Here is a 24,821-nt window from a genome sequence, read left to right on the forward strand (position 1 = left end):
AGCACAATGAATAACTAAGAATTTGGAGACGCAAGAATGGCCCAGAGAATTTTTTCCGGAATAGCCTCGGAGGCAATCGCCGGATACGCGAAGGCCGTTATCGACGGAACGACTATTTATGTGTCCGGCACCACCGGGCGCGATAAATCGACAGGCACGTTTCCCTCCGATGCAGCGCAACAGGCACGCAATGCTCTCGCGGATATTGATGACGTTTTGAAGAAAGCTGGGGCAAGCCTCGTCCATGCCGTGGCAAGCCGGGTGTATGTTACCGATCTCGAATATGCAGACGCCGTGATGGCAGTACTTGGGGAGGTGTTCAAAGACATTCGGCCAACCAGTACGTTTCTAATCTGCCAGATCCCTGCACAAGGTGCGAAAGTCGAGATTGAAATTACGGCTTCTTCCGCACCTTAAAACGCAGCATACCAACAGCTAGGCTTACGTGCTGAGGGTATTCGTGCACGGATGCAATACCCGATCTAAGGTGCATATAGAATTTGATTGCACCAATTTGCTTTATATGGAGTTACTGATCGGTGCACGAGCCCAACATGCAGGGATACAGAACTTACTGCAAGAAATTTAGTATCTAAGCGCCGCTGCACGTGCTCCTCAACGAATATAATCAGTCGGTTGTTCTTCAAACTGAGTTGGGATTAGCTCCCGATCAAGCCGACGTCAGGCGCAGAAGCCCAGTAATCGCCAAAATCGGTAGACACAATATTTACCACAACCGTTATCGTGGGGTCTCAATTGGGGCAGCAAATTTCGACTTTGGGTCGGGAGCGCTTCGGATTTGGTCCCTGTCGTCATCTCGCCTGGACGCCATGTCTTGGCTCCGGCAATTGATGTATGACTAAGCCTGGTTGCTTGGACGACCGTGACTTCCCCGCGCATTTGCGTGGGGAAGGTTTTTTGAGTGTTGGGCCTCGTGAAATGTGTAGATCACTCTTGTTTTTGATCATGACTGCCAGCTCCAAGCGAATGCAGTACCTTTAAGGTGAGGTTATCCAACATGGTGGATCAGTTCCGTGTTCGGTCGACCAGGCCTTTCTCGGACAGCCATGGCATCATGCCGCGCAAATGTTCTCCCACTGCTTCGATAGGATGGGTATTGGCGCGGGCACGCTCCGCTTTGAATGACGTCTGACGCACCTTATTCTCCAACATCCATTCGCGGGCGAACTTGCCGGACTGGATCTCGTCCAGAACCCGTTCCATTTCCGCTCGTGCATGCTTGGAAATGATGCGCGGACCAACCTTGTACTCACCATACTCGGCGGTATTCGAGATCGAATAGTTCATATTATTGAAACCACCCTCATAGATGAGATCGACCATCAGCTTCATTTCATGCAGGCATTCGAAATATGCCATTTCCGGTGCGTAACCGGCATTGACCAGTGTGTCGAATCCCGCTTTGACCAACTCCGCCATGCCCCCGCATAGGACGGCCTGCTCACCGAAGAGGTCGGTTTCGCATTCTTCTTTGAACGTCGTTTCGATGATGCCAGCCCGCCCGCCGCCTATGGCCGACGCGTAGGATAGACCTAGATCGTGGGCGTTTCCGGTGGCGTTCTGGGCAATAGCTAGCAGGGAGGGTACCCCGCCGCCACGCAGATATTCCGAGCGTACCGTATGGCCAGGCCCTTTTGGCGCTACCATAAGCACGTCTAAATCTGGGCGAGGTTCAATGAAGTCGAAGTGGACATTGAAACCATGGGCGAACATCAGAGCAGCCCCTTGCTTCATCTGATCTGCGAGATGGCTATGGTAAATATCAGCCTGCACCTCATCCGGTGTCAGGATCATAACAACATCAGCCCAAGCAGCGGCTTCCGCCAACGGCTTGACGAGAAGATATTCTGCTAAGGCCTTTGCGGCTGTTGGAGAGCCGTCGCGCAACGCGACGCAGACATTTTCCACGCCACTATCGCGCAGATTCAACGCATGTGCGTGTCCTTGGCTTCCATAGCCAACGATGGTTACTTTCTTTGATTTGATCAGATTGAGATCCGCGTCGCGGTCATAGTACACGCGCATATTCAGGTCCTTCGCGTTATGTGGAAACACATGTTGGGACGGTCAAGCTAAGAGGAAGGCCAGATCGTCAAAGGGGGAAAGCTTCAGCCATTGCAGGCGGCGCTAAGCACTGCCTTGATCGAAGCCGTGGCGATGTCATCGTCAATCCCGATTCCGAAAATCCTGCGGCCATCACGTGAACGGCATTCGAGATAGGCGGCCGCCTGAGCATTCGTGCCACGTTTTAAGGCATGTTCGTGATAATCGACGATCTCGAGCACGAGGCCGAAGCTGTCTTCGAGTGCAGTGACGGCACTCGAGATTAGTCCATTGCCACGGCCAATGATGGAAACCTCGTCACCTTTGTGACGGATGCGTCCGTTGAAGATCCGTTGGTTACTGGTTTTGCGTGATATTGCATCTTGATAGCTGACCAGTTCGAAATCCTGCGATCCCGTCATGTGATAGGCATCCTGGAAGATTGACCAGATCATAGCGGAGGTGATTTCCTTGCCGCTAATCTCGGCGAATTCCTGCACCCGGCGGCTGAGATCGATCTGCAATTGTCGTGGCAGTTTCAGGCCTTTGTCCTGCTCTAGGATCCAGGCAATTCCGCTCTTGCCGGACTGGCTGTTAACGCGTATCACCGCCTCATAGGTTTCCCCGATATCTGCGGGATCTACTGGCAAATAAGGCATTTCCCAGATTCCGTCATTGCGTCGTCCATGTGCGACGAAACCCTTCTTGATAGCATCCTGGTGCGAGCCGGAAAAAGCAGTATGCACGAGCTCGCCTGCATAAGGATGACGAGGATGTATCGGCAACCCGTTGCAATGTGTAACGGTGTTCACGACGTCACGGATCGCGGGGAAATAGAGCTTAGGGTCGATGCCCTGCGTGTATAAATTGAGAGCCAGTGTCACCAGATCTACATTGCCGGTTCGTTCGCCATTCCCGAACAAGCAACCCTCCACGCGGTCTGCCCCAGCTAGCATTGCCTGCTCGGCCGCCGCTACGGCAGTTCCGCGATCATTGTGCGGGTGGACACTGATAATCACTGCGTCTCGGTTGGAGAGATTGTGACAAAACCATTCGATCTGGTCTGCGTAGACATTTGGCGTTGCCACCTCGACCGTCGCAGGCAGATTAAGGATCACTGGATGTTCGCGTGTTGGTTGCCAAACATCCAACACACGTTCGCATATTTCCAACGCAAAGTCGGGTTCTGTGAAGCAGAACGTCTCTGGCGAATATTCGAAGGTCCAGTGTGTATCTGGCCGCTTCAGGCTCTCCTCCAGGATTGCAGTGACACCGGTGATTGCCAGGTCAACGATCTCCTTCCGGTCCATCCCGAACACAACGCGCCTAAACAGTGGTGCGGTTGCATTATAGAGATGGACGATTGCTTGCTGTGCCCCGTCGAGCGCTTCGAAGGTCCGCGCGATCAGGTCTAAGCGCGACTGGGTGAGTACCTGGATTGTAACATCGTCGGGAATGCGGGTTTCGTCGATGAGCTTTCGCACAAAATCGAAATCAGTCTGAGAAGCGGATGGAAATGCGACTTCGATCTCTTTAAAGCCTATAGCGAGGAGCATATCGTAGAAGCGCAATTTGCGCTCCACGTCCATTGGATCAGCGAGCGCTTGGTTTCCATCGCGCAGGTCTGTCGACAGCCAGCGCGGGGCTTTTTCGATCCGGTTCGATGGCCAAACGCGATATGGCAATTCGATGGGTGAGATGAACGGACGGTATTTGGTTTCGGGGTTTTTCAGCATGTTTAAATTCCGTTGTGCGCAAAAGGGAAAGGCCAGCACGGCTGCAATACGGTCGCCAGGTGCCGTAAGTCCTGGCGACCGCAGATAAGTCGCAGCACAAAGAAATGAAGTTTCCCGTTCTTCGCACCGGGGAAGGCGCGAATGGCTGTACTCTGCATTTCAGAAGCCGCCAAAACCGCAATTTGCGGCTGAACAGAGCGGCGAGGGATCTTGGCGATAGTAAACACGGTGATATATAAAGACCTATGGTGGACTGGGCGCTATGATATCTGTATGTGCGATGATATTCTCACGCGTGAAGACCATAAATCGTCGCGAAAGGACCAAGTTGCTGAATCGAGGCAATCTATGATCGATAAGATCGCTGTCGTTACCAAGGACGCGCACCGCTTCTCCAGCATTCGCCATACGCATCCGCAAGGGCAGCTCATCTACGCGATTAGTGGGATTGTCTCTGTCACAACAACAGAAGGAACTTGGGTCGTTCCGCCCAGCCGGGCGGTGTGGGTACCAGCTGGTATCCAGCATGAAACGAAAAGCCACGTCACAGTGCAGTTCCGAGCATTGCTCATCGACTTGCCGGAGATAAGAGGTCTACCCAGCGCTTGCACCGTGGTGGAGGTGACGCCGCTTCTGCGCGAATTGATCTTGCGGCTCTCCGAGCTTGTAGAAAAACCAAGAGGCGCAGATTTTAGTCGCTCCGTCAAACAGCTTTTGCTACAAGAATTGACGTCCCTTCCGATCGAGCCACTTAGCTTACCCATTCCCCGACATGCGCAACTTGCTCTATTGTGCGAATGGTTACGGAGCGAACCGACCGCCACCATCGGATTGCATAAGGCAGCTGATTTACTTCACATGAGCCGATCAAGCTTTATGCGGTTGTTCCAGCGTGAAACCACCATGAGTTTCGCCTGCTGGCGTCAACAAGCTCGTTTGTTGCATGCACTACCGCTGCTTGCGGAAGGGCAATCGATCTTGAACGTCGCGCTCGCTTGCGGGTATGACAGCCCGAGCGCCTTTTCTGCTATGTTTAGGCGATCACTCGGAAGATCACCAAGCGAGTATTTTGCAGAAACATGAGCTCGCCAGCAATCGCCGTTATGGTAAGTGAAGAGGTAGCCCCCGGGGGGCGCGCTCGCCGTAATGAAGAAACCATTGCGCTGGTATCCGCGACAACTTGTGTTGACAGAAAACTACGATTACCAATTGAAATTCAGCCACAACGCGTAAATGTGAAACTCCGGCCTGATCTAAGCGCTCTGCGCCTTCGTCCGTTGCGCTGATTGACAAACTTCAACTCGTCTGGCAACGAATAATTTGTGAGGGACAATAACGCTACCAATTGCTTACCCTAATCAATCAATCGAACATCTATAGCGCATCCGCTTTTTGTTGAATAAAATCCTGTCGTTTGTTTGCAAAATGGATTTTGTAAGGTTCGCACGAGTTTTGGGTCCATGCGCTAAAACATCTCTGGAATGCAATTGGACCTGAGAGCTGGGTTCCATTGCATAGGTTATGCTAAACAGGCGTCAACGCCAGCATACCGCTAGTATCTTGCCCATTGATCTGCCACCCCGGCTCGGATGAGGACGAGTGGCTGGAAAATTGCGGACGGTGTTACAAGAATTGCTGAACTTTCGTCGGTCATGGATAATTCTGCCGCTTAAGGCCTAGAACGGACTGCAAGTCTTGCAAGTTGAGCCCTGGCGCATATGCCGTTTGGCGGTAACTTTGTTCAAGTGCGAGGGGCCAACAAACGGTGCACATATGCTGGAATTTTCCTCCGGTGTCAGAACGAATTGTAACGAACGGCGGGGAAAATGAAACCAGGCAACCGGTTACGCGTCAGTCTTGTCGGGCTGATGGTTGGTATTGATATCGGTTTAAAGGAGTATAACCCCACTGATGTTGCTACGGTGGATGATCGACGCCGCCTCGGTCGACATGCGTTGCTAAAGCGCTCACTCCACGTACAACGATGGAAAGGGAGAGGTTTCGCTCGTTGGTATATGCCCTGCGCTATGGCGCTAATACTTGAAAAATTGTAGAAGTTACAACCGTCACGTTTAGCGAGCCCGACAATGAACCATAAACCGAACTCCGCAGGACCACTAGGTTCAGGTCTGAAACGGATGACCGGGAGAGACCCTGCCCAGTTTCACCGCGTCGCCAGTCCCCTAGAGCTTTTGTTCGATCTGACATTCGTTATCGCATTCGGACAGGCAGCCTCCCAGCTCGCGCATGGACTGGCCGAAGGGCATTACCTCGCCGCCCTGATCGGATTCGGATTTTCTAGTTTTGCAATATGCTGGGCTTGGATCAATTTCACATGGTTCGCATCTGCATTCGATACCGACGATTGGCTTTATCGCATAGTGACGATGATCCAGATGATAGGCGTGCTCATACTGGCCGTTGGCATCCCGCGCATGTTTGCTTCCATCGAACAAGGCGCGCATCTGGATAATTCGATGATGGTGTCCGGTTATGTCGTCATGCGTTTTGCCATGATATTTCAATGGTTGCGTGCCGCAAAGCAGGGCGGGAATAGAAGTCGGGCCTGCCGGGCCTATGTCGTTGCGATATCGGTGGCCCAGATTGGCTGGATCGCGCAGATACTCTTCGATTTTTCGCTGCCTGTCAGCCTTCTACTGGGTGTTGTTCTTGCAGGCATCGAGTTGTCCGGGCCTTATTTCGCCGAGCGGATCGGTGGCGGAACGCCGTGGCATCCCCATCACATTGCCGAACGCTACAGTCTGTTTGCTATCATCGCTTTGGGCGAAGGAATTGTCGGAACCGTTGCAACCCTTTCGGCGGTTATTGACAATCAGGGTTTTTCGCTAGACGTCGGCTTGGTCGGATTGGCCGGGATGGGGCTGACGTTCGGGATGTGGTGGATTTACTATCTCTTACCTTCTGCCGAAGCGCTGGAGAAATCGCGTCAGAAATCATTCCTGTGGGGTTATGGGCATATGGCGATCATCGCCGCGATCGTTGCTACCGGGGCAGGATTACATGTAGCGGCGAACTTTATCGAACATAAGGCTCACATAGGGCCAGCTGCGACACTGCTCACGGTGGCGATACCACTCATTGTCTTCATAGCAGGTCTCTACGCTCTCAACAGTTATCTTATCGGAACCGTTGATCGTCTTCATGGCTGGCTCCTTCTCGCCACGATTGGGGTAGTTATTATGGCAGTTCTGGCGTCACAGGCGGGACTTCCAATGCCGGTTTGTCTGGTTCTTCTCAGTCTGGCTCCAGCGGTTTCGGTGATTGGCCATGAGCTGTCGGGCGATCATCGCCGTGCGGTCGATGCGCGATGAAATAAATCATCCGCGACAATTGAAAGTCGTTCAATTGCCCCCTTCTTCAAGGTAACCGATCAGGACAACCTTCGCGAGACGATTTGGTGGAGACGGCGGCGATAGTGCTCCTCCGCAATAGTGCCGCAATAGGAGGAACTGGGATTGCAAAGCTGAATGGCTTCAGACTAGCAAAAGCATGAATTGATGTTATCTCCCGCTCACTCAAGAAGCGATGAGCGACCTGATGGACGGTGGGGAACACAATGCTATTGCATGTTCGGTCTTTTGCTTACACAGGATTCAGTCCGCTTCAGCGACTATGTTTATTGGGCAGACTAAAGCGCGGATGGCCAAAATTTGGCCTCCAGCTTCGCTCGCACAGACACGTTCAATAAAAAATTGCTTCAGCGGCATAATACGATCAAATCGCTCTACGAAATTCCGGGTTATTTGTCGTCACTCTTTCTACTGATCTCTTTAGCGATGGTATCGACAAATGCGCGAAGATCGTCAGGATTTCTTGATGTTATGATTTTGTTGTCTACAACTACTTCAGAGTCTTCCCATACGCCGCCTGCGTTCATCACATCAGTCTTGATAGAATTGTAAGAAGTCATCTTACAATCTTTGGCCAGCCCCGCCTCGATCAATAACCATGGCGCATGGCAGATTGCAGCTACGATTTTTGAACTTTTATGAAAGCCCTGTATCAGCGAAATCACTTCGACTTTTGTTCTCAGCACGTCGGGATTGATCTGTCCGCCCGGCAGTACCAACCCGTCAAATTCATCGATGCTGACATCTTTCAATACAATGTCGATGTCCACTGAATCGCCCCAATCTTTCTTATCCCAGCTTTTGATCGGGTTTTTGTTAAGAGATGCCACAATCACATCTGCCCCCAACTTCTTGAGCTCATCTAGCGGAAAACGAAGCTCCGATCTCTCATAGCCATCGGTCGCCACGATGAGTATTCTTTTGTCGTTCAGGTTCGTGTGGGCCATATTTATTCTCCTTGAATTATTTGCATGTTTAACAGCGCACCGTATCGGTGGAACTCTCCCGTCCGTCTAACTGACCAACCTACGTGTTGGTGAACGGGCTGTTCGGCCCACGGGAGTTAAGACAGCCTCAAGCACTCTATTTTGCACATAGGCCGCAAAAAAATTCTAACTCAATTAGAGAAACCGAGTACAAACATCGAGTGCTCCACTGCAATGTCTCACATGCGTTATCTTTCTCCACTTGGGCAGATTACTATCTCATGTGGGTTCACTTCTGTGGAATTAGTCTCAAAAAACAAATGTCATCACAAAAGATTTGCACAACAAATCAAACATTAACCGATACCCTTTCCACCGGTAGCGCCATAAATCTCACCATTGATAAAACTAGCTTCATTGGAAGCAAGAAAAACAAAGATCGGTGCAAGTTCGACAGGCTGTCCCGGTCTGCCGAAATCGCTGTCTTCGCCAAAATTGATGACTTTTCTATCCGGTTGTCCTCCTGATGGTTGGAGTACAGTCCAAACGGGGCCAGGTGCCACCGTGTTAACGCGGATTCCCTTCTTTATGAATTGTTTTGCCAATGCTTTTGTATATGCTACGATGCCTGCTTTCGTAGTGGCATAGTCGAGCAGTATCGCTGAAGGCTCATAGGCCTGGATTGATGATGTGGTTATAACTGATGATCCCGCCGGTAGATGCGACCCGGAAGCCTGCGCAATCCAATGCAATGCATAAAGGTTGGTTTTCATCGTTTTGTCGAAATCGTCGGTCGACAACTCGGAAATGGTGCTTCTGTACTGCTGCCGTCCGGCGTTTATGACCAAAATGTCCAAGCCGCCGAGTTCATGCGCGGCAATGTCTACCATTTCGCGACACCAGCTTTCTAAGCTTATATCACCAGGGAGTGCTACAGCTTTTCTGCCCTCCGCTTGGATCAGTTTAATCACTGTTTGTGCATCTTCTTGCTCTTCCTCAAGATAAGAAATGGCAACATCGGCACCTTCTCTCGCAAATGCAATTGCCGCAGCTCGTCCTATACCAGAATCTCCTCCCGTGATAAGAGCACGACGACCCGCTAAACGGTTATTGCCTCGGTAAGATGTCTCCCCATGGTCAGGCTCTGGTTCCATTTTTGCGGCAATTCCTGGGGCATTTTGTTTCTGCTGAGGAAATGGAGGAGCAGGGTAAAGCGACCGTGGGTCTTTAAGTCTGGGGAGTTCTTTCATTTGCGGTCTTCCTTTATAAATGAGGAAGAAAATCGTTCTTATGACATTTTCTTCCAAGCCACAGAAAGTGGTCTCGCGTCCACTTCTCTTCGGAACCGGTCTGGCGACTTAAATCGCTTCCAAGGCACTTGTCACATTTGCCTTATAACCTATTGGGATATGGACTGTTTCAACGCCTTTGACGGCGGCTTCCCAAATTCCGTTCTCGCCAAGCTTAAGTCCCGAGACATTACTAAACATTCGGTTTCTTTAAACCGTGTTTTGCCTGATGTCAGTGAAGCTGGTGGTGCCTTTTATCCAGGAATCTGGGGCTTTGGTGTTCGATATTGCAACCCTTGGTGTTTGAATAGCGGGACCGCTATCTTGGGTAAACGCAGAACACGGAGCAAGAAAACAAGCGTCGAATAACACAGATATGCCGGTGATCATCTGATTTCTCCAAACATCTAATTGATAGATAGCCCAACTCAGCCTCCGGTCAGAGGTTCCAAAAAACTTTGTGGGGTACATGAATCAGTTCTGAAAAATTGGGATGAATGCAGATTTATTCACGTCAAGCGGGTCGAAGGGAACTTGTTGCGCCTATCGGTGTTACATGATCAACGGTCCTATTACGGAAGTATTATTTGTGGAATCTGATCACAGCCTGAAATCGACCGACATACATCCCGATTTCTTTACAGGTTTGGCGCGTGGGCTTGCTGGGGCGCTTTTGTTTGCACTTCCTATGCTTATGACGATGGAAATGTGGGAGCTCGGCCTTTACGCTAATCCCGTTCGTTTACTCGTCCTTTGCGTGCTGAACATTCCGTTATTATTAGGTCTCGCTTATAGAATTGGATTTGAGCGGTCTATAAGTTGGAGTCAATCAGCTCGCGATGCAGTGATAGCATATGCGTTGGGCATCTTGCTGAGCGTATTAATATTATGGCTTTTTGGTCTCCTCGAAAGTGAGCTTGCGTTCTCTCATATCGTCGCGATGGTAGGATTTCAGGCAGTTCCGGCAAGTATCGGCGCGTTACTCGGTCGTAGCCAGCTCGGAATGAGGTCAGAAAACGAAGACAGTGACAGAGGAGAGTATGAAGGTGAGGCCGGATATTTCAATGAGCTTTTCATGATGGTAATTGGTGCGCTCTTCTTAGGGCTGAACGTCGCGCCAACTGAAGAAATGATCCTCATCGCGTATAAAATTGTCCCTCTGCAAACACTTTTGATCGCGCTCATATCAATCGCAATAATGCACGGTTTTGTTTATAGCATTCATATCAGAGGCGGACATCGCACAGAGCAGGGAACGCCATGGTGGCACACGTTCTTACGGTTCACACTTACTGGCTATGTACTGGCTTTCATGACGAGTGCGTACATCCTTTGGACTTTTGAACGACTGGACTCGACTTCAATTTCACAAACGCTTACCACAATTGTCGTTTTATCTTTTCCGGCGGCAGTCGGTGCTGCGTCTGCGAGACTAGTGTTGTGAGGACACATGACAAAAGAGGATAAGACCTCCGGTCCCGATATGGAAATGGAAAAGGTGCACTGGAGCGAATGGATGGCAGGGGGGATCTCTGCTCTACTGATTTTTTCTCTCTTGGGTTGGATAGTTTACGATATCTGGCGCTATAATCCACAAGAAGCCGATTTCATTGTTGGGATTACCGCGGTAAACGCGGTGGAGAATGGTTATCGGGTAACATTTTCGGTAACGAATATCACGCAGACCACCGCTGCTCAGGTCCGTGTGGTAGGGGTGTTGGATGATCGCCAGGGAAAGGCCGAAGCGTCCACGACAATGTTTAACTACGTGGCATCTGAGGCGAAAGCGAACGGCGCTTTATTTTTTGAAAGTAATCCAACTGATTACTTGCTTAAAGTTCGCGTCGAGAGCTACATCGAACCCTAGTGCTCGATCTTTGGCTTGAAAGGGAAATCAAATATTGCTTACCGATTATCCAGCAGAGCACAGTCGAATGTCCAATTTTTGTGACACTGGCATTCCGGTTCCCGAGGCGAAACACTTGGGGTCAATGGTCTGTATTATAATGTCATCGAAGATAAAAAAAGTGGGGCGAAACGCCCCATCTTAACAGCTATTAATCCTGTCCAAGGCGTCTGCGCAACTCAGCATTCTCCGCGCGCAGCTTAGTGGCCAACTCCTTGCGCAATCTGGTATTTTCAGCTTCGAGCGCCACAAGTGCGCTCAGATCGTCGCCCGCAGAGGACTTGCCTGTCGGTGAAGCTTTTGCGGCAGCGTTCTTCCAGTTATAATAGGTCTGTTCTCCGACATTTGCTTGCTGAAGTGCGACTTTAAGAGTGCTCTTGCCGCTCTTTATTGCTTTTTCGATAGACGCGAGCAGGGAGGCGCGCTCGGCAGGAGTATATTTTCTCACCTTGCGCGGCTCAGCACCAGCGGCAACAGGCGAGACTTTCGATGCTTTTGCGGTAACTTTAGGCGCCTTGGTTGGTTTGAGAGCGGGCGCTGCCTTTGTTTTTGCCGGTGTGGCGTCTGCTTTTTTGCGCGGCTTAGGTGTCTTCGGCGCAGTGCCAACTGACTCAGCAGTTTGTGTGCCGGTAGCAGTCTCGTTTACGTTTGCAGTGGTTTCATCAGCCATGGTAAATCTCTCGCAGATTGTTATTCGGTTGAGCTGTTTATTCTTCCAGTATACACGGCATTAGTTAACGCAAATATTTAGAAACTCGATGTGTCGGTGTATCTGTCTGCGCAGAGTGTAAGCGGTGTTGCTTGATCATGCAATCATCATTGAAAATCATGTCCGGGCTATATAAGTAGGGCCAATATCCTTCTGGACGCATTCTTACCAAGTTTGAACTGGAAACTATTCCGGATGAAAAATCCAAATCGAAACGTTATTGTTGAATATAAGAACCGCCGTACCCGCAAGAATAGGAACTCCCTATGGGGAAACCTGGATCTGAAATCAATCGCCCGGAGCGTGGAAGAAGATAACTCCGTACAATCAGCACCAGTCATACCCCCACAACCTGCTCCGATAGACCCCGACACTTCCAGTTTGATAGTAAATGCAACGGTCAGCGTGCCTGAGTTCAAAGCTCTCACGGAACCTGCCAAGGTTATCAAACCGGAAATGCCGTCCGGTATCCCTGATGAACTGCAAGAACCTCCGTTGAGCCCGAAAATGGCGCAGATACCTACTCTGTCCACCATCGCCTTGCCCACGAACGTCCGCTCGACAGCACAACGATGCAACACAAGTCTTCTTGTTTCAAAAAAGCGGCGTGTAGCGAAAATTTCGGTGGATTATGCGATCAAGGATGAATTGTCAGCGCTTGAGATCGAAAACACTGCATTGAAACACAGATTGATTGTCAAGCTACGGGCAGAGAATAAACAAATGAAACGGATGCTCGAATGTCTGGAAGAGAGACTGAAAGTTGTGCGCTGACACTTGAAAGATACAATCATGTCGACCCCAGCGCGACGGCACTTGGGCAATTGAATTACGGGTTTACATGGAGCGCCTGGTCAAGTTGGTGAATCAGTCGCCGACACCATCTCCGCTCGATTTCAATTGGTCGTTCAGTAGTCGTTTAAGACGCGTATTCTCCGCTTCAAGTGTGGCCAACTCGATGTCTGTAACCAGATGGTCGTCTGTCTCTAAGTTCTCGTAAGGAGACGCAAGGCGAGGGAGCCGCCCTTGGTCGGGAAAGGGAGTTTTTTTCTCCGGCGTGAAGTGAGTGGAAGCTTTGACGGGGAACGGTGAAATATTTGATTTTATCGGCTCTGAAAGATTAATGGCCGTGGTTTCCAATGCGGTCTCTTCAGACATTTTGCTTTTTAACGCGTCGTCATCTTCAGCGTGAATATCTTTTACTGCGATTTTGACCGAAACGGCCGCCGGTTCGGATTGAGCACCGGACGCCCGCAATTTCTCGTCATCGCTTTTGACCGCAAGGAATTTTTCAGCTTCGGATACGGATTTTTTACGCTGTATCCAGCTACTGATCCCTTCAATAAGATGCTTTCCTGGAAATCTCATTGTCGGTTTGCCTTTCTTCGCCATTAACGAAATAATGGATACACGCTCTGGCGTGCTGCATCGACTTTTCCTATTCAAGTTACCACGGCAACTTTAGCCTGAGCGAAATCGCAGTTCAATTCACACATGCTCAACAAAGCTTCACCTCTGGTGCAGATGTGACGTAATGTGACCAAGAGCAAGATGAAGATCAAAAGCGTTACTGTCCACCCGTGTGGAAAGAAGATTACCGCAAATTATGATAAGCTGCCACCTCCACGTGGCATAAAGTCAAATTCACAGGCCTCGATATCAATCGTATCGACATGGACATCGAGGCCTACATAATTTAACCTCTTTAACCATGGTTGAAGGCTAGCGCTTATCGGAGCGCCTCCTAGAAGACGCGGTCGTTGGTTCGTCCATGTCTCATAGTTTCGCCGGGGGCTGCATCTGGCGGGTCGATTGGCTTGCGCCACTCCAGTTTCTTAATAACGTCAGGAGCGGCCTCGGTGATGAGATTTCGAGGGCAGATGAACTGCCCCCGCCAATCTTCAAAGACCGCGATTTTTGTGTCGATGGGATCAGACATCCGGACATTATTTTGCTCGAGCGAGGACGCCTCCGTTTACGGGCTGACGAGACGTCGTCCCTTCAGTACAGCCCCGACGTGAGAAGATTAGCAGCAGCGGGAGCCGCGAATAGATATTATGGGCAGCCGATGGCCCCTTATCATTTTGTGAAGTTCGGCTGCGACAGTGATAGCGAAGGCCGCTGATCCCAGCCGGTGCACCTGCCTGAGACATGTCACCTGCTCGCTCGCTGAGATCGGGGCGGCTGCATCGACTATGGCTCGATCGAGAAGAACTCCGGCCGGTCACCGGGCCTGCACTAGTTTCCAGCCGTTTCCGGAGGGATCGCGGAAGCTCGCGTCGACGCTGCCAAAGCGGCTGATCGGTTCCTGAATGAATTCAACGCCTTTTGCTGCAAAAATCGCGTATGCGGTGTGGCAGTCCTTGACTACCATCACAAGTGGCGGCATGGCGCCTTTGGCGACGACCTCGTCCAGCAGTCTCGCTGTCGCATCGTCTACAGTGGGCGGTTGCGGCCGAAACAATCCAAGTTGGAAACCGGGTTGGTCCTGGTGCTGCACTGTCAACCAGCGATAATCGCCGTTTTTGGCGTCGGTGTGGATGCTGAACCCGAGCTTATCAACATAGAACTTTAGCGCTTCATCCTGATCGCGCACGTAAATGCCGACCACTCCTATTCCTTGGTGCATGACTGCTCTCCTTGTTGTAAGGGGTCCCTTGTATCAGCCATATCTCGGCACCGCTTCTCCGAAACTGCGATTGTGAGGTCTGGACGATGAGCTGCACTGACGAAACAGTGTGGTACCTTTTCCAGCTTGTGCGACGCTGCCCGCTCACGTGCGCGAAGATCGGAGGGGCTGTGCCCGGTAATATCGCGGAAAACGCGTCCGAACGTGCCCAAGCTCGCCCAGCCGGTTTTGAATGCGATCTCGGTCACCGGTTCGTCAGTGTCGCGCAGCAGCGCCTTAGCCCGTTCGATACGGCGTGAAAGAAGATAGCGGTGCGGTGGCACGCCAAACGCAATCTTGAACGCGCGGGCGAAATGAGCTTCTGAGACACCGCTCACCTGTGCCAATCGGTGGACTGTCCACGGCTGATGTGATGCAGTGTCTAGCCTGTCTTTCGCCCTGAGTAGACGACGTAGGAGGGTAGGATCTTGTCGTGGTGTAATGATGTTCATCATTCTGCAAATTATAAGAAAGTTAGCAGTTGAAAATTAAAACTCGGAGGTCGTCTGTAACTTAGTTGCGCTGTCAGGTGTAAAAAGGACGCCTGACTTCGGCGGGTTCTCGTCGCGGTGGCTGCAGCAGTTTCGATAAGCGCATGCCTTGCCGATACGTTCAGCGCAGCGCAATCGCACCGCTTTACAAAAGAGGGTACTTCCGCCAATCGTAAAATCCCAAAAAAGCGCAGACATCCGCCAACATCTTGGGTCGAGCGGGGCCATTACATGCTCGATTTCGGTCATTGGCGTTTCATTGTATACTTCTCAAATCTGTCGTTCCGCTTGCAACAGTAAGTTTGTGAATGACTGAAATCAGACAGGCAACTTTTGATGCAACGGGCAGGAAGCCAGCCCTCGGACGCCACGAAACTTCCAGCACAAAAACCGTGCGTTTCACCGCTTCCACGTCCAAAATCCGCCGCACCAAGGGCTCCGGGGTTCATGCAATGGTGTCCGAAGTCATGGAATAAGGGGGAATGAACTTATCTCCACGAGCCCAACGATCAGACGTGAGGAGTCCTGTCTGCCTGCTTTAATGTCCCCTTTCAACGCACGTTATGGCTATCTTTCCTTTACCAAATTTTGTTCGGAGTAAGATGAGCTGATGTATTCATTAATTATACTAGACATTATAGCGAATAACGTTATTAATTTTTCTTTACACTTTTTATCAGTAGTGAAATAACAGCATATCGGCGAGGTTCTTTAAGTTGTTATCGCATGCGATAGAACATACGAAGGGCAAGTCTGACCGTTCACGAACTAGCGTTAGAATGAGGGGACCGACAATGAGACACATCCGTTATATGCTGGTTTGCGTTGCGCTAATAAGTTTGACGACTGTTGCTCCCGTGAGGGCGCAGACAACGGCTGAAACAAACCAAAATCTCGATGCGCTGTTCGGCAACCATGAGCCTTATCAGCATTTTTTTTTGAAGCTACAAAAAGCCATTAAAGCAGAAGATAAACAAGCGGTTGCGTCGATGATCGATTATCCTTTTCGCGCACGGATCGGTGGCAAGGCGGTGAAGGTAAAAGATGCCGCACATTTCGCGGCTGATTACGACAAGATCATTACACCCAAGGTCAAACAGACAGTTCTCGACCAGACATATCCAGCACTTTTCGCCAATTGGCAAGGCGTTTCAATCGGTGATGGAGAGGTTTGGTTCTCAGGTGTTGGAGATCAAAACGATGTCAAAATCACCGCGATTAACGACTGACGCATTTCTCTAAAAGATTACTTCTGGCGCTACCTGCGCAACCAATCATCGCTCACTCCAGGAGAGGTTCTCATGCTACGATACATATTCAGTGTCTCGCTCGCACTTGGCTCGTTGGGGGGCATTTCTGGTGCGCAGGCGCAAACGACTGTCGAGTGCCAATCGAGGCACTATCAGTATGGGGAGTGCTGGGCAGGGCCACTGAATAAGCCACAGCTCATTCATCAAACTTCAGGAAGTCCATGCATTTTGAACCGGACCTGGGGGTATAATCCGCGCAGCAAATATATCTGGGTCGCGCAAGGTTGCTCCGGAGTTTTTGCTGATGTCGGGGGATACCATCATGGTCGGGGCGACAGTTTTGATCCCAATGCCCGTATGTATGACCACAGAGGTCATGACGTTGGCGCTGTGGTCGGTGGGGCTATTGTCGGTGCTTTGATCCAAGGGATGGCAGAGGATCATCATAAACATCAGCACACGACGAGCAACTACCGACGCGACGACAGTTATAATGGATGCCATGGAATAGGCTGTATGGTTGATAATCCAGACGAGGCCATCGATTCTCGGCCCCAATTCGATAGACAGGGTGAACCAAACTTCGATGTGCATGGCAACTACCAGGGCTGCCACGGTGCCGGGTGTCTCGTTGATAATCCTGATGCAGAGTAAGTTGATGAGCTGGCATGTCCATGTACACCAACGCGGCGTCGGTTGGGTATTGCGTGCGTCCGTAATCAAGGCAACAGCTGAGCTGAAGCATGTCCTGCAAATTTCTGCCGACCAAGAAGAGCCATATCAATCGATTGGTTGCTGCTCGTGGGATGGTGAGCGTATGAAACCCGTGTCCGAGCAGAGCACTCTTGCGAGGCGGTTCAAGTGCGGCTAGACGTTTAATAATAAGTATGTCTTAAGTATTCGAAAGTTTAAGGGGAGATTTACCAATTACATTCTTACCACATGGAAATGCCTATCCGCATTCGCAGTTTCGATGCTTACGCAGTTGGCTCCCTTAAGAAAGCCCTGCTAAGCTCGGCATACAACCATCGATATATTTTAGCTGCCGCGATGACGGCGTTATTGCCCTCTACGCAAGCCCTCGCGCAATGCGCGACTGCTCCGACGGGCCCGCTCAGCCAGAGTGCAGGTGCCTGCGTTGAAAGCAACGTCACACGCAATGGTGCGGGCGCCCAGGGAGCTGTCTCCGTTTCCAATAGTGCTTCTTACACCGGTACAGGCGTCACTATGACGGCGCCGAGCGGGATTTCGACCGTTACCGTCAACAATGACGCCTCGCTCGTGCTGACCGATAGCACGATCACTGCGGTGGGGGTAGGGACTGGCGTTGTGGGCCTGACGCAAATCAGCGGCACCAGTGCACTGAGCGGCGTAACCATCATATCCACAGCGACTGGCGCCGCCACAGGAATAGATGTCCGATCTGGCACCCTGACTATCGGCAGCAGCGCCACTGGTGCGACGCACATCACCGCCACCTCGACCGGCACCAGCTCCGGTGCCGGAAATGCCTTGCGGACGTCTGGCAGCGGCGCGGTCATCAATGCAACTGATGCCATACTTGAGGCCAGCGGGCAGAGCGCCAATACAAACTCGGGTGCTTTTGCGCTGGCTGGCGTGATCAACCTGACGGGGGGAAGTATTACGGCGAGCGGTAGCAACAGTTATGGTCTCCGGAGTTTATCGGGCGCCACCATCAATGCCGACGGCGTCAATATCCAGGCGGACCTTTATGGCGCCATCACCACCGGCACTATCAACCTCGGTCTCGACACGCGCGATCCCTCGGCACCCATTCACACGACCATCAATGCCGGCACGACGGGAATTTATGCGACCGCGGGGCGCGTCACTGGGACAGATGTCAAGGTCACCTCAGGGAACCAGGGCGTCGTCGTCACTCAGGCCGGTGTCGTAGACCTGACTGGCGGCTCAATCGCCGCAGTCACGGGCGTCCTTAATACCGATCTTGCGCAGGGCGGCACTTTCACTGGCAGTGGTGTCGCCATCACCACTACCGGCACTGGCGTCAATACCGCGGGCGCGAATAGCGTGAGCAAGCTGCAGGACAATGGCAGCACGCATACAACGATCAAAACCAGCAATAACGCCACCGGTATCCTTGTGCGCAGCGGCGGGCAGGTCACCGGAAGCGGCGTAATAGTGGACGCCAGCGGTCGCGGTATCGATGCCGGTGGAGCCAATACGCAAGTGACGCTGGAGGACGGCAGTTCTGGCGGTAATGCAATCGTCACTGCCGGCGGCACTGCGCTGCATGTGACAACCGGTGCTACCGCCATTGGCACCAATGCCGTGCTCACAAGCACCGGCACGGCGGCAGGCAACGCCTATGGCGCCTATGCTGATGCTGCGAGCATCGACCTGACCGGTGGTTCGGTCACCGCGCGGGGTTCCAACGGCGCCGGCCTTGCCGTAACCGGAAGCGGCAATATTAACACGACCGCCACCAATGTGACGGCGACTGGCGCCAACTCATCTGGTATTCTGGGCTTGGGTGCTGGCGAGGTGACGATGGTTGGGGGCTCCATGCTTGCCGAACAGGGCGATCTCGTTCGTTCGGAAGGTGGAGCGCTTGATGTGACGCTCGATACCGTCCTTACTGGTACCGGCAGCGGCATGGTACTCAACGTTCTAGACGACGCAGCTGGCAATCATGGTTCGGTCAACCTCAGCGCGCTCAATACTATTCTCGACGGCGATATTTTTGCCGCCGCAGACAATATCGCCAATGTAAGCCTCTCCGGCAGCGAACTGACGGGTGCGGCCAATAACGCGACGAATATTTCGCTCGACGCAGACAGCCTCTGGAACATGACGGCAAGCTCGACCGTTTCGGACACCGTCACCAATGCGGGTATGATTGCATTCTCGGCCCCTGATGCGGGCGCGTTCAAAACACTGACCACAACTAACTATGTTGGTGATAATGGCACCGTCGTGCTCAATACAACCCTTGGTGCCAACGCATCCCCGTCAGATCAGATCGTGATCAATGGCGGCACGGCGAGCGGTCAGACTGGGCTTGCCATTAACAATATCAATGGCACCGGCGCGCCAACAACCGATGGTATCAAGGTTGTCAACGCCATCAATGGCGGTATCACGACCGCGGATGCTTTTTTCCTTGGTAATGGCGACTACGTAACGAATGATGGCCAGAACGCGAAGGTCGCAGGCGCTTATGCCTACACGCTGCACCGCAGCCCCATTATCAGCGGCACGGATGTCTATGGGGATAGCTATGCGACCAATGACTGGTATTTGCGCTCGATATTGACCAATCCAGTCGATCCAGTCGTGCCTACCAGCCCTCAACCGCCCCGCTATCAGCCGGGCGTACCGATTTACGAGAATTATCCGAACGCACTACAGGTCCTTAATCGTCTGCCGACACTTGCGCAGCGCACCGGCAATCGATACTGGGGCGAAAGAGCTCCAGCCGAGACTGTGTTCTGTAAGGATCCAGCACAAAACTTCAGATGCACGCCGACGCAGGACCAGAACGCCTATTATCAGGATGGCGCGACAACGATTGTTGGCGGCATGGGCGTTTGGGGTCGCATCGAAGGACTGCATGGTCGTCAGCAACCCAACGTAACCACGAGCCAGTCGGACTATGAATACGATATGTGGAAGCTGCAGGCTGGTGTAGACGGTCAGCTCTATGAAAACGACGCCGGCAAGCTCATCGGCGGCGTGAGCGTTCACTATGGCCAGGTCTCCACCGATATTACCTCGGTTTTTGGCAATGGAAACATCGATACAACAGGCTACGGCTTCGGCGGCACGCTGACGTGGTATGGCAATAACGGCTTCTATCTCGACGCCCAGGGTCAGGTTACCTGGTACGACAGCGATCTTTACTCCGATACGCTGCGTCAGGGACTTGCCGATGGCAGCGATGGTTTTGGTTATGCTCTGAGCCTCGAAGCGGGCAAGCGCATCGCTCTTAATGAGAATTGGATCCTTACGCCGCAGGCACAACTGACCTGGTCGACGGTCGATTTCGATAGCTTCACCGATCCCTACGGGGCCCACGTGTCGCTCGACAAGGGTGACAGCCTGAAGGGTCGTCTGGGTCTGGCCCTTGGGCACGAGCGCAGCTGGAAGGACGATGACGGTCAGACGAGCCGGGCACAGGTGTATGGCATTGTCAATCTCACCAACGAGTTCCTCGACGGAACACGGGTCGATGTATCGGGTACGAAGTTCGACAGTCGCGCCGACCGGCTGACCGGCGGTGTCGGTCTTGGTGGCACCTACAGCTGGGCCAACGACAAATATGCAGTCTTCGGCGAAGTGTCTGCAGACACCAGCCTGAAGAATTTCTCTGATAGTTATGAGGTGGGTGGAACGCTCGGATTGCGCGTGAAGTTCTGATCGATATCACAAAAAGCGCTCCCGGGATCGAATAGATGCCGGGAGCGCTTTATTATCAGGCCGTCAATGGTGATGGATAAGAATTCAGCCAAAATCCGAGTTCAAATAGCCAGGCACCCTCCTTGGATATCTCATGACAACAATCCCGCTCGCAAAGTCGCTTTCTTATTCTGCTATCTCCCGGCGGAGTTTCATACTCGGGTTGCTCGCGGTGCAAGGTTGCAGCACCGTTAGCGGAACAATGTCTCCGTCCCCCGACGAAAGTCCCTATTCGTCCGAACCGTTTCCTGTTCGTCCGGTCAATCGTGGCAAATTCGCAAAAGATCTGCAGCCGGTCACGATGGCAAAAAAGGTTGATGCCCCGCCCGGAGCGATCATTGTCGATCCTCACAGCAAGCATATCTATTATGTCGAATCCAAGGGCACCGTCAGGCGCTACGGTATAGCTGTTGGCAAAACCGGGTATAGCTGGCGCGGGACGGCGACGATCGAGCGAAAGGCCAAATGGCCGGCATGGCATCCCACTGATGATATGCATGCCGAAACGCCTGGCTTGCCCAAACGTATAGCGCCGGGACCAGCCAATCCTTTAGGAGCACGCGCACTATACCTGTTCAGCGATGGCCGGGACACGCTGTACCGCATTCACGGTACGAATGAACCGTGGACTATTGGCACGGAAGCCTCCTCAGGCTGCATTCGCATGCTCAACGAAGACATCATTGAACTATACGAAAAAGTGCAAACCGGTGCCAAAGTTCAAGTCCTGTAACACAGTACACCTCAAACTTGACCGAAGTTTTTGATACAATAAAAACTATGCATCCAAGTTTGGCTCCAGATATCAACAGCTAGATGAGTATAAAACTATTTCTGCCTATCGCGATTTCGGAACAGATTTAAAAGAAGTGGCAGACGATTATAAATCAACGTCAACACTACGGACAATAGCAGCACATTAAGAGAAAATGTAATCCAGTTTACATGTGTTGGGAGCTGATTAAATTTGACCCAAGTCACTTTCAAATCATGTGGGTACCTCCCAAACGAAAATCGTGAAAAGTCCTGATATATCCACTTAAACGGCCAACCAAAACCGACTGAAAAAATATCCGAAGAGGAACTTACTGTTTCACTTTTGAGATTTGTGATAGTCCAGCATAGGATTGCAGCGATAGGTAGACTGCACAAAAACGTCTTAATGCGGTCGATGAGCATAGTTCTAACCTAATAATGCGGCCAAACGTTAAGGTACTTGCAGTAACAGAAATATATTTAGATCGATATACGATATTCCCACAGGCTCAATAAAGTCTTCGGTTCAGATGGAGGCACAAGCATTTTTCTTTCGCATGGCTTGTGGTGTTTTCGCTAACAATTGGTGTATTAGCACCACTTAACGCAGATTATCATTCTATGATCCCTGTGAACATTCACCGCCGCTGAATATGTCATGTCAAAAGCTTCGGCCGGGCAGACCATCACCAAAAATGCAGATCGAACTCACACCGATTTGGCTTACTTCCCTCGCCATGGGATCGGGCGTGGGGTTGGCATGGCCGCATCTGTTGACTTGTATGTTTCAGGTTGCGCCCGATGGCGAACAACAACTGCCTTCTGCCTCCAATACGAACGTGCAAATATTTGCCGCCGCACTCGGTGCAGCTTTGGCACGAATGGCGGCGAATGTATCCGGCTTTACTAATCCCGGAAGTTTTGCTGGCACAGCACGCGCCGATCCCCGGCATTCTTACTGGTCTCGGAGTGGTTCGACTTCGTTAGAAACTCGGGATTACTGTCAGGTTTAGAGGGAGCTGCCCCTCGATAATGTCGTCCGCAAGCTTAACCGCCAACTGTTCCGCGGCATTGGCCTCGATGTTCACAGTATCCAAAGGGGGCCGTCAAACGGCAGCGACCTCAATAAAAGTGTCTCGGTTACATTATTTCAATAAACAGCAAGCGTACCATAGGTTATGACAATATTGAATGAAATCCACACTTTGCAACGGTGACCGCGACACTCACGCGGCGCATTGAGGTTCTAATGTTCAGCCATGTCACCGTCGGAACGCGTAATCTCCAGCAGGCAGGGCAATTCTATGATGCCGTGCTTATACCGCTAGGGTTGAAACGCCGGATCGTCACTCCTGATGGCGGTCCTGCGTCACTGTGTTGGGTATCACCGCACGAATCCTTACCCCGTTTCTATGTCTATAGTCCCTTCAATGGTGAACCAGCCACAGTCGGTAACGGTAGCATGGTCGCTTTCCTGGCGCCATCGGAGGAGGCAGTAAACGAGGCCTATGCCGGCGGAATGGCGAATGGAGGAACGGACGATGGCGGTCCAGGGCCACGCCCGCACTATGGCGACGGCTACTTCGGAGCCTATCTGCGCGACCCCGACGGTAACAAGATCCACCTTGTTCATCGCGGTGACATTGGATAACTCCACCGGAGCGCAGCTTCATTTTCTGGAAGAGGCCCCAATGATCTTCAGCCAGCTCGCCCTCGTCTACGGCACTTACCTCATCGCAACCGCTAGTCCAGGGCCAAGCAACATGGCAATCATGGCTACCGCAATGCGTGATGGCCGTCTGCCAGCGCTTGTATTGGCGGCAGGTGTCATCACCGGCTCGCTCTTCTGGGCAGTGCTGACTGCGACGGGGTTGTCCGCGGTACTAGCCACCTATGCTCAGGCGCTGTTCATCATAAAAATCCTTGGCGGCGTTTACCTTTTATATCTGGCTTTCCGCGCGGGTAAGTCGGCACTCAAACCCATGTCTGGAATCGCACAGAATACCACGGCAGGTGTGCCGCATTGCCGCTCGCTCTACCGGCAGGGCCTGCTCATGCACATCGGCAATCCGAAGGCCATTCTGGCTTGGATTGCGATCATGTCACTGGGGTTTCGCGCGGATGTGCCCCCTGGAATGCTGCTGGCGATCATCGGTGGCTGCGCTTTCCTTGGCATAATAGTGTTCGGCGGTTATGCCATACTGTTTTCTACCGCCTCGATGATTGCCTTTTACGCCAGATTGCGGCGCTGGATCGAAGCCGTTCTATCGGTGATCTTTGCAGCCGCCGGACTTAAACTGCTTGTCTCACAGGTTTGAAGTGTACTCACGCTTCCCAACCTGGTCAGAATTGAAAGAGTAACGTTATGCCGCTTGCTATCCACATGGTTGATGTATTCGGTTCCGGGCCGTTTTCTGGCAATCCACTTGCGGTCATCACCGGTGCTGACAATCTCACGACAGATGAAATGCAGCGAATAACGCGGTGGTTCAACCTTTCCGAAACCACATTTTTGCTGCCACCCAGGCATCCAGATGCTGACTATCGGGTCAGGATATTCACGTTAGACAGGGAAATGCCGTTCGCTGGACATCCCACACTAGGGAGTTGTCATGCTTGGCTCGCAGCCGGCGGCACACCCAAACACGAAACGGGCATCGTGCAGGAATGTGGCGCCGGTCTGGTCAGAATCCGGCGCGCCGATGGGCGACTATCCTTTGCTGCGCCGCCGCTTATTCGTTCGGGCGCACCAACACCCGAAGAACTGGACGAGGCTCGGCGGCTATTGGGGATCGAGTCCCGTGACATCATCGACGCCGCCTGGATAGACAATGGTCCGGGATGGCTGGGGGTCAGGCTTGCGTCAGCAGAGAAAGTGCTACTGCTAGAACCGGTCCGCAATTGGTCAGGCCGCATCGATGTCGGTGTGGTTGGTCCTCATGCGAAAGGCAGCGAGGCCGCGTTGGAGGTGCGCGCCTTCTTCAGCGATCACCTGGGCGCTATCGCCGAAGATCCCGTTACCGGAAGCCTCAACGCCTCGCTGGCGCAGTGGCTGTTTGCGACGGGATTCGTTGCGGGAGACTATGTGGCCGCGCAAGGGACGCGCCTTGGTCGTCACGGCCGCATTTACCTCATCCGCGACGATATCGGCCAGATATGGGTGGGGGGCGAAACGCGTACCCACATAGAAGGCCGGCTACACGCCCTTTGAAAAG

23 protein-coding genes are annotated in these 24,821 nt (G+C 52.1%); 14 read left to right on the plus strand and 9 right to left on the minus strand.

Going from position 1 to position 24,821, the window contains the following annotated elements; translation table 11 throughout:
• Positions 1-36: 36 nt before the first annotated feature.
• Positions 37-417, plus strand: coding sequence for a Rid family hydrolase (locus CES85_RS26340; protein WP_095448699.1), 381 nt, complete (start codon positions 37-39; stop codon positions 415-417).
• Between the two features lie 609 nt (positions 418-1,026).
• On the opposite strand, the gene ilvC is transcribed toward CES85_RS26340, so the two are convergent.
• Together ilvC and leuA are read right to left on the minus strand one after the other, a co-directional pair.
• Positions 1,027-2,046, minus strand: a complete 1,020-nt coding sequence (gene ilvC / locus CES85_RS26345) for a ketol-acid reductoisomerase (RefSeq protein ID WP_095448700.1) — start codon at positions 2,044-2,046, stop codon at positions 1,027-1,029.
• Positions 2,047-2,129: 83 nt separating this feature from the next.
• Positions 2,130-3,800 carry a 2-isopropylmalate synthase gene (gene leuA / locus CES85_RS26350; protein ID WP_095448701.1) on the minus strand — a complete coding sequence of 557 codons (1,671 nt, stop codon included), beginning with the start codon at positions 3,798-3,800 and terminating at the stop codon, positions 2,130-2,132.
• Between the two features lie 348 nt (positions 3,801-4,148).
• On the opposite strand from leuA, the gene CES85_RS26355 reads away from it, so the two are divergent.
• Both CES85_RS26355 and CES85_RS26360 read left to right on the plus strand, forming a co-directional pair.
• Positions 4,149-4,883 carry an AraC family transcriptional regulator gene (locus tag CES85_RS26355; protein ID WP_244923346.1) on the plus strand — a complete coding sequence of 245 codons (735 nt, stop codon included), beginning with the start codon at positions 4,149-4,151 and terminating at the stop codon, positions 4,881-4,883.
• Between the two features lie 1,004 nt (positions 4,884-5,887).
• The gene (locus CES85_RS26360) at positions 5,888-7,132 is read left to right on the plus strand and encodes a low temperature requirement protein A (RefSeq protein ID WP_244923347.1); all 1,245 of its coding nucleotides are present in this window, start codon (positions 5,888-5,890) and stop codon (positions 7,130-7,132) included.
• A gap of 428 nt (positions 7,133-7,560) precedes the next feature.
• Here the strand turns inward: CES85_RS26360 and CES85_RS26365 are convergent, their stop codons facing one another.
• Both CES85_RS26365 and CES85_RS26370 read right to left on the minus strand, forming a co-directional pair.
• On the minus strand, positions 7,561-8,118 hold the full coding sequence (locus CES85_RS26365; protein WP_095448704.1) for a type 1 glutamine amidotransferase domain-containing protein: 558 nt from the start codon (positions 8,116-8,118) through the stop codon (positions 7,561-7,563).
• Positions 8,119-8,453: 335 nt separating this feature from the next.
• The gene (locus tag CES85_RS26370; RefSeq protein WP_095448705.1) at positions 8,454-9,347 is read right to left on the minus strand and encodes an SDR family oxidoreductase; all 894 of its coding nucleotides are present in this window, start codon (positions 9,345-9,347) and stop codon (positions 8,454-8,456) included.
• Between the two features lie 595 nt (positions 9,348-9,942).
• Here CES85_RS26370 and CES85_RS26375 point away from each other — a divergent pair.
• Entirely contained in the window at positions 9,943-10,830 is an 888-nt protein-coding gene (locus CES85_RS26375; RefSeq protein WP_095448706.1) for a TIGR02587 family membrane protein, read from the plus strand.
• Between the two features lie 6 nt (positions 10,831-10,836).
• Positions 10,837-11,253, plus strand: coding sequence for a TIGR02588 family protein (locus CES85_RS26380; protein WP_095448707.1), 417 nt, complete (start codon positions 10,837-10,839; stop codon positions 11,251-11,253).
• A 190-nt stretch (positions 11,254-11,443) separates the two neighbouring features.
• On the opposite strand, the gene CES85_RS26385 is transcribed toward CES85_RS26380, so the two are convergent.
• Positions 11,444-11,962, minus strand: a complete 519-nt coding sequence (locus CES85_RS26385; RefSeq protein ID WP_095448708.1) for a transposase — start codon at positions 11,960-11,962, stop codon at positions 11,444-11,446.
• Between the two features lie 234 nt (positions 11,963-12,196).
• Between CES85_RS26385 and CES85_RS26390 the strand changes: the two genes are divergently transcribed.
• Positions 12,197-12,775: a hypothetical protein gene (locus tag CES85_RS26390; protein ID WP_095448709.1), complete on the plus strand. Its 579-nt coding sequence runs from the start codon at positions 12,197-12,199 to the stop codon at positions 12,773-12,775.
• A gap of 93 nt (positions 12,776-12,868) precedes the next feature.
• Here CES85_RS26390 and CES85_RS26395 read toward each other — a convergent pair whose 3' ends face one another.
• The 4 genes from CES85_RS26395 to CES85_RS26410 all read right to left on the minus strand — a co-directional run bounded on the left by CES85_RS26395 (position 12,869) and on the right by CES85_RS26410 (position 15,124).
• Positions 12,869-13,369, minus strand: coding sequence for a hypothetical protein (locus tag CES85_RS26395; protein ID WP_157743533.1), 501 nt, complete (start codon positions 13,367-13,369; stop codon positions 12,869-12,871).
• Between the two features lie 376 nt (positions 13,370-13,745).
• Positions 13,746-13,940: a hypothetical protein gene (locus tag CES85_RS27340; RefSeq protein ID WP_157743534.1), complete on the minus strand. Its 195-nt coding sequence runs from the start codon at positions 13,938-13,940 to the stop codon at positions 13,746-13,748.
• A gap of 285 nt (positions 13,941-14,225) precedes the next feature.
• Complete coding sequence (locus CES85_RS26405; RefSeq protein WP_095448712.1) at positions 14,226-14,630, minus strand: VOC family protein; 405 nt, start codon at positions 14,628-14,630, stop codon at positions 14,226-14,228.
• Positions 14,615-15,124: a helix-turn-helix transcriptional regulator gene (locus CES85_RS26410; protein WP_095448713.1), complete on the minus strand. Its 510-nt coding sequence runs from the start codon at positions 15,122-15,124 to the stop codon at positions 14,615-14,617. The genes CES85_RS26405 and CES85_RS26410 overlap by 16 nt, the downstream gene beginning before the upstream one ends.
• A gap of 344 nt (positions 15,125-15,468) precedes the next feature.
• Here CES85_RS26410 and CES85_RS27345 point away from each other — a divergent pair, with 344 nt between their 5' ends.
• The 8 genes from CES85_RS27345 (at position 15,469) to CES85_RS26450 (ending at position 24,817) form a co-directional block, all read left to right on the plus strand.
• Positions 15,469-15,636 (plus strand): hypothetical protein, encoded by a 168-nt coding sequence (locus tag CES85_RS27345; protein WP_157743535.1) that lies wholly within the window; start codon positions 15,469-15,471, stop codon positions 15,634-15,636.
• 363 nt (positions 15,637-15,999) lie between these two features.
• A complete protein-coding gene (locus CES85_RS26415) occupies positions 16,000-16,389 on the plus strand; it encodes a hypothetical protein (protein WP_244923348.1) in 390 nt (129 codons plus the stop codon).
• Between the two features lie 72 nt (positions 16,390-16,461).
• Entirely contained in the window at positions 16,462-17,064 is a 603-nt protein-coding gene (locus CES85_RS26420; RefSeq protein ID WP_095448715.1) for a DUF3011 domain-containing protein, read from the plus strand.
• A gap of 396 nt (positions 17,065-17,460) precedes the next feature.
• A complete protein-coding gene (locus tag CES85_RS26430; RefSeq protein ID WP_157743536.1) occupies positions 17,461-20,811 on the plus strand; it encodes an autotransporter outer membrane beta-barrel domain-containing protein in 3,351 nt (1,116 codons plus the stop codon).
• 133 nt (positions 20,812-20,944) lie between these two features.
• Entirely contained in the window at positions 20,945-21,583 is a 639-nt protein-coding gene (locus tag CES85_RS26435; protein ID WP_095448718.1) for a L,D-transpeptidase, read from the plus strand.
• A gap of 1,272 nt (positions 21,584-22,855) precedes the next feature.
• A complete protein-coding gene (locus CES85_RS26440) occupies positions 22,856-23,257 on the plus strand; it encodes a VOC family protein (protein WP_095448719.1) in 402 nt (133 codons plus the stop codon).
• 40 nt (positions 23,258-23,297) lie between these two features.
• Entirely contained in the window at positions 23,298-23,924 is a 627-nt protein-coding gene (locus CES85_RS26445) for a LysE family translocator (protein WP_095448720.1), read from the plus strand.
• 47 nt (positions 23,925-23,971) lie between these two features.
• On the plus strand, positions 23,972-24,817 hold the full coding sequence (locus CES85_RS26450; protein WP_095448721.1) for a PhzF family phenazine biosynthesis protein: 846 nt from the start codon (positions 23,972-23,974) through the stop codon (positions 24,815-24,817).
• Positions 24,818-24,821 lie beyond the last annotated feature (4 nt).

Origin of the sequence: Ochrobactrum quorumnocens (assembly GCF_002278035.1) — a bacterium.
GTDB classification, from domain to species: Bacteria; Pseudomonadota; Alphaproteobacteria; order Rhizobiales; family Rhizobiaceae; genus Brucella; species Brucella quorumnocens.